This window comes from Brockia lithotrophica, assembly GCF_003633725.1.
GTDB classification, from domain to species: domain Bacteria; phylum Bacillota; class Bacilli; order Thermicanales; family DSM-22653; genus Brockia; species Brockia lithotrophica.
Genome location: NZ_RBIJ01000010.1, coordinates 1 through 4,988, shown reverse-complemented (window position 1 = coordinate 4,988; position 4,988 = coordinate 1). Strand labels below are relative to the sequence as shown.

The following is a 4,988-nucleotide window of genomic DNA, read 5'->3' as shown; positions in this document are numbered from 1 at the left end:
CCCCGGCGTGCTTGGCGAGGAGAATGCGTTGTTCCTGGTTGGGATCGAGCTCGTAGCGGTAGGCTCTATGGATCTTCACGTCGAAGCGCCTCCAACGCCTTTTTTGCCCGGCGTTTCGCAGAACGCTTGCCGTACAGGCGGGCGGCCAGGGAAGTGAGCACTTCGGTCATATCGCGCACGAGGTCGTCGTCCACTTCTTTTTCTTCGACCACCAGAATGCGGCGCCTTTGCGCCCGAAGAGCGGCTTCGAGGAATTCAAAGCCAAAACGCGTGAGCCGATTCCGATGTTCCACGACGATCGTCGTCACGTTCGGGTCGGAAAGGAGTTTCAAAAGTTCCTTCCGCCTGCCGTTTAGACCAGACCCGATTTCCTTCACCGTCTTTCCGACCGAAAGGCCTTGGGCGTTAGCAAACTCCAGAAGCCTCACCACCTGCCTTTCCAGATCGGCCTTCTGGTCGGAAGACGAAACCCGGGCGTAGAGGGCAACAATACCTCCCTTTGCAGGTTCGGGGTCGTGAACAAGGATCGTACCCGTGGGAGTGATTTCAAACGGCACGGGCGTTTTGCCTTCTTTGACCCAACGCCACGCCGTTTTGTAGGTGATGCCGCGTCTTTTGGCCCACTCGCTGAGTTTCGTGGGGATACTTTACCAAATAAAGGAATGAAGATCAATCGCATTTTTAGCTGTTTGTAACCCCTTTTGCTCCGCCTTCCCCGCCTTCGCTCTGCCTCTCTTGGCCCCCTTTGCGCTGGCGGATGAGTTCGTCGAGCTTGGCGAGGGCGTCCTTGAGCCCCCCGACGGCATCGATGAGCCCGACCTCTACCGCCTCCGGTCCGGAGAGGTTCGTCCCCACGTCGGTGGTGAGTTCCCCCGTTTTAAACATGAGTTCCTTGAACTTCTCTGGGGAGATCCGCGAGTGGCGAGTGACGAAACGCACGATGCGCTCGTGCATCTTTTCGATGTACTCGAAAGTCTGGGGAACGCCGATGATGAGGCCATTGAGCCGAATGGGGTGGATGGTCATCGTCGCCGTCTCCGCGATGAAGCTGTAGTTCGCGGCGACGGCAATCGGAACGCCGATGCTGTGCCCGCCGCCGAGCACGAGGGCAACGCTAGGCTTTCCGCAGGAGGCGACCATTTCGGCGATGGCGAGACCTGCCTCCACATCGCCCCCTACCGTGTTGAGGAGGATGAGGATGCCTTCGATTTGCGGGTTCTGTTCGGCGGCGACGAATTGGGGAAGGAGGTGCTCGTACTTCGTCGTCTTGTTCTGCGGCGGCAGCTGGACGTGCCCTTCGATTTGCCCGATGATCGTCACGGTAAAGATCCGCCCGCGCGGTTCGGGAACGGAAGGGGATCCGAATTGGCGAAGCGCTTCGATCACGCTCCGACCTAGGTCGTTTCCCCCTCCCTCGTCGCCGTCCTCCCCGGCTACGAAAGGCTGCATCTCCCCCTTGGACCGCACTTCTTTCTCCACCCGCCCGACCCCCTCGGAGGGACGTTCGTCGCGTCCCGGCAGACCGGCCGCACCCGCCTCCTCCGCGGAACGCCCGAAACCGTACGCATCCCCTATCCAGTCTCCCCGCGCCTCCCGCCGAGCCATACGCGTGCGCGCCCCTTCCGACCATTCGCCCGTACGCACGTTCCGAACGCACAACCTACCTGCACCAGCCTACCGTATCCAGCGTGCTCGCCCGCACCTCCTACCCTCGGGACGTTTGAGGGAAGCCAATACGACTTTCTCTATTTCGAGAACGCGCGAACCGCGCACCAGCGTCCCAGGCACACGGAGGACGAAAACACAAAAACCCGGGCTTCCGCCCGGGATTTCCTTCGGTCTTGGTGGAGGCGATGGGATTCGAACCCACGACCTCTAGAGTGCGATTCTAGCGCTCTCCCTCTGAGCTACGCCCCCACGTCTTTCGTCCTGCGCGCCACGCGCACCATGTAGCATACCACCTCGACAAGAGGGTTGTCAAGGGTACCGTGCGAAATGGATCGTTCCAACCTCCCGCGGTCGTTCGAAAGCCTTCAAGCTCCGGGCTGGCCGAGGAACCATTCCCAAAGCATCAGTATAGTGGTGATCTCGAGGTCAACTATATGCATACCTGTTCTTTATATCATATCGTGAACGCCATTTTCTAAAGGTATGTCCTTCCTCTACACGGACCCGGAGTGAGAGCGATGGCCGAAGCCTCCGAAGAGATACCTTCCCCATCGCAAAGGAGTAAAGGGGATTGTCCAGACCCTGGCGTCGCACACGGAGCTTCTGAAAAGGTCTACGAAAAAGATCCTGGACGCCTTGAACTACAGGGGGTAAACTTTGATTTGAAAGGAGAAACGGAGTCACCGGATTCGGTTCTATTATAAAGCGAGAACCGAACCCGGTCTGACGGTGTGCTCAACATCCCTCAAGGAGGATGGGTACCCCAAACTTTGCCATGAAAGAGACATGGATGACCTTATTTCGTCCCTTCACCCCCACCCTACCGCGGGGCATCGACCCACGGGCGTTACAAATGTGGCGGGTTTCCACAGTCTTGGAAGCGGCCATCGTAGCCACGGTGATCCTTGGCCTGGACGTCCTGATCTGGGTGCTTACAACCGATGATGATGTCCAAGCACTTTTCCCCTGGGATGGAGGATGGAACCTCCTCCCCTTCTGGGCCAAAGGCCTTTTGGTCGGAGAAGGCGTCCTCTTCGGGCTCTGGTTCATCTTCTCCTTTTTCGTCGCCCCGCCCCTGCGCCAGGCCCGCTTCCGCTTCGACCTCCGGGAGGGAGAATTAGAAGTGGAATCCGGGATCTGGACCATGCAGCGACGGCTCATCCCCTATGCCCGTATCCAACACGTGGATCTCCACCAAGGGCCTGTGGCCCGCCTCTACGGCCTTTCGGAAGTCATCGTGGTTACCGCCGCCGGCCACACATCCATCCCCGCCCTTCCCACCGCCGAAGCGGAACGCCTGCGGGACTGGATTGCGCAAAAGGCAGGGATCAGCGATGCCTCATGAGGCATCCTCCCCTACCGGGCCGCCCACCCGCGCCCATCCTTCCTACATCGTCATCGCGGCCCTCCGCACCGCGAAGGAACACTGGGAAGCAGGCCTTCCTTTGCTTATCCTGGCCACTGTCCTTTTGAAAAAATACTTTTCCGTCAGCTTAGCCAAAACCCTTTTGGGCCTCTTCCTCCTCTTCGGGATCCCTCTAGCCGGCCTGGTTCTTCTCGGCTTTGCCCACTGGCGAACCCACACCTTCTGGTTGGACGGGGCGACCCTTCACGTGCAGTACGGCATCCTTCGACGAGTTCAACAAAAGATTCCCCTCCGTCGCATTCAGTCGGCGGCTACGGAAGCCGATTTTCTCGAAAGGCTGTTTGGAGTGGTGCGTCTCCGGATCTTCCTCGCAGAAAGCGCCGGGCTAAAGGAAGGAGAGATCCTCATCCGGGCTCTCCCCAAAAAGGAAGCCCAGTGGTGGATGCAGGAGATCCTCGCCACCCCCCTGGGCCCACCTGCTCCTTCCCCAAAGGAAGAAGGCGATTCAGCCCAGAACCCACCTTCGGTTGAGATTTTTCGCTACAGCACAGAGCAAGCCTTCCGAGGGGCCTTACTTTCGCCCCCGATCATCCAAAGCTTTCTCATCGTGGCTGTGCTCTACGGGAGACTGGCCTCTTTCAAAGACGGAGCTCTTCTCGAGTCCCTCCTTCGCCGGATCGCCCCGGCCTTTTCCAGCCCCCTCGAGCAACAGCTCGCCCAGCTGGTGGTCCTCTTCTTTGTCAGTTGGGTGGTTGCCGTAGCGGGAAAATGGATCTACCTCTTACGGTTTCGTTTTTACCGCACCCCCGAGGCTCTCATCTTAGAAGAAGGGTGGATTTCTCTGCGAACCAAAGTATTTTCCCTTGAGCGGATTCAGGCTATAGAACTGCGCCAATCTCCCTTGGAAAAGCTGGCGGGGATGGCCTCCTTACGCCTTTACGTAGCGGGCAAAGACGAAACCCACCATGGAACCATCCCTTTTTTGCTCGTGGATCGCCTTCCCGCCCTAATGAACGAACTTTTGCCCCAAGTCCCCGACATCCTCATGGACGTACACCCGCTTCCCGCCAGCGCTCGCCGTCCTTACTGGACCCGCTTTCTCCGCCACGCTTTCCTCTTAGTTTTCGTCATCCCAGAGATCATAGCAGGAGCGTTCTTCTACCACCTCCCCCTGGCCGTCGATCCCTTTGACGCTGTCTCCTACCTCATCGCCCTTCCGTGGCGGTCGGCCTTCCTTGGAGGCACTCTGTTGTTCCTCATCCTCCTAGGCATTGTCTGGGGAGAATGGGCCTACCGTCACGGAGGATACCTACGCAGCCCTCAGGGCTACGTGTTGAGTGTTTGCCTTTTCACGCATCGAAAGATCTTCGTGCCTCGTCACCGATTGCAAGAGATGCGCCTGTACCAAACTCCCTGGCAAAGGCTGCCCGGCCTTGCCAACATCGAACTCCTTTGGTTAGGAGGTTCGGTCCGTCTATTCCACCTTCCCCTGGAGGAAGCCCAACGGTGGTTCACCTTCCAAGGGCCGTTTTTGAGGTTCTGAGTTCAAAGGCAAAGAACGACCAATTTTTTTCCCACACCCCCCTGGACAGGGTTGCCAACAGCTAAAAATACGATTGATCTTCATCCCTTTCTTTGGTAAAGTATCCCCATGAAACTCAGCAAGTGGGACAAAAGACGCGGCATCACCTACAAAACGGCGTGGCGTTGGGTCAAAGAAGGCAAAATGCCCGTGCCGTTTGAAATCACCCCTACGGGTACAATCCTTGTTCACGAACCCGAACCTGCAAAGGGAGGTATTGTCGCCCTCTACGCCCGGGTTTCGTCTTCCGACCAGAAGGCCGATCTGGAAAGGCAGATTGGAGGCGCTTCGACGTGAAGATCCATAGAGCCTACCGCTACGAGCTCGATCCCAACCAGGAACAACGCATTCTCCTCGCCAAGCACGCCGGGG

Annotated in this window: 6 protein-coding genes and 1 tRNA gene; 3 read left to right on the top strand and 4 right to left on the bottom strand. The window is 58.1% G+C overall.

Annotated features, from left to right (window positions below):
• The 4 genes from C7438_RS09515 to C7438_RS08900 form a co-directional block, all read right to left on the bottom strand.
• Positions 1–79 (bottom strand): helix-turn-helix domain-containing protein (locus C7438_RS09515; RefSeq protein ID WP_147402040.1); only part of this gene is annotated, 79 nt, incomplete at its 3' end.
• Positions 66–644 carry an IS607 family transposase gene (locus C7438_RS08910; protein WP_121445010.1) on the bottom strand — a complete coding sequence of 193 codons (579 nt, stop codon included), beginning with the start codon at positions 642–644 and terminating at the stop codon, positions 66–68. The genes C7438_RS09515 and C7438_RS08910, both read right to left, overlap by 14 nt.
• A gap of 37 nt (positions 645–681) precedes the next feature.
• Complete coding sequence (locus C7438_RS08905; RefSeq protein WP_121445011.1) at positions 682–1,449, bottom strand: ClpP family protease; 768 nt, start codon at positions 1,447–1,449, stop codon at positions 682–684.
• Between the two features lie 393 nt (positions 1,450–1,842).
• Positions 1,843–1,917 (bottom strand) — tRNA-Ala (locus C7438_RS08900).
• A gap of 505 nt (positions 1,918–2,422) precedes the next feature.
• Here C7438_RS08900 and C7438_RS08895 point away from each other — a divergent pair.
• The 3 genes from C7438_RS08895 to C7438_RS09680 all read left to right on the top strand — a co-directional run.
• Positions 2,423–3,013, top strand: coding sequence for a PH domain-containing protein (locus tag C7438_RS08895; protein ID WP_121445009.1), 591 nt, complete (start codon positions 2,423–2,425; stop codon positions 3,011–3,013).
• Positions 3,003–4,577 (top strand): PH domain-containing protein, encoded by a 1,575-nt coding sequence (locus C7438_RS08890; protein WP_121445008.1) that lies wholly within the window; start codon positions 3,003–3,005, stop codon positions 4,575–4,577. The genes C7438_RS08895 and C7438_RS08890 overlap by 11 nt, the downstream gene beginning before the upstream one ends.
• 332 nt (positions 4,578–4,909) lie before the next feature.
• Positions 4,910–4,988 (top strand): helix-turn-helix domain-containing protein (locus C7438_RS09680; RefSeq protein ID WP_147402040.1); only part of this gene is annotated, 79 nt, incomplete at its 3' end.

Bases quoted from the DNA above. Each gene is read 5' to 3' on its own strand.
- C7438_RS08905 (WP_121445011.1), bottom strand. From the start codon at position 1,449: ATGCAGCCTTTCGTAGCCGGGGAGGACGGCGACGAGGGAGGGGGAAAC.
- C7438_RS08895 (WP_121445009.1), top strand. From the start codon at position 2,423: ATGGGTACCCCAAACTTTGCCATGAAAGAGACATGGATGACCTTATTT.
- C7438_RS08890 (WP_121445008.1), top strand. From the start codon at position 3,003: ATGCCTCATGAGGCATCCTCCCCTACCGGGCCGCCCACCCGCGCCCAT.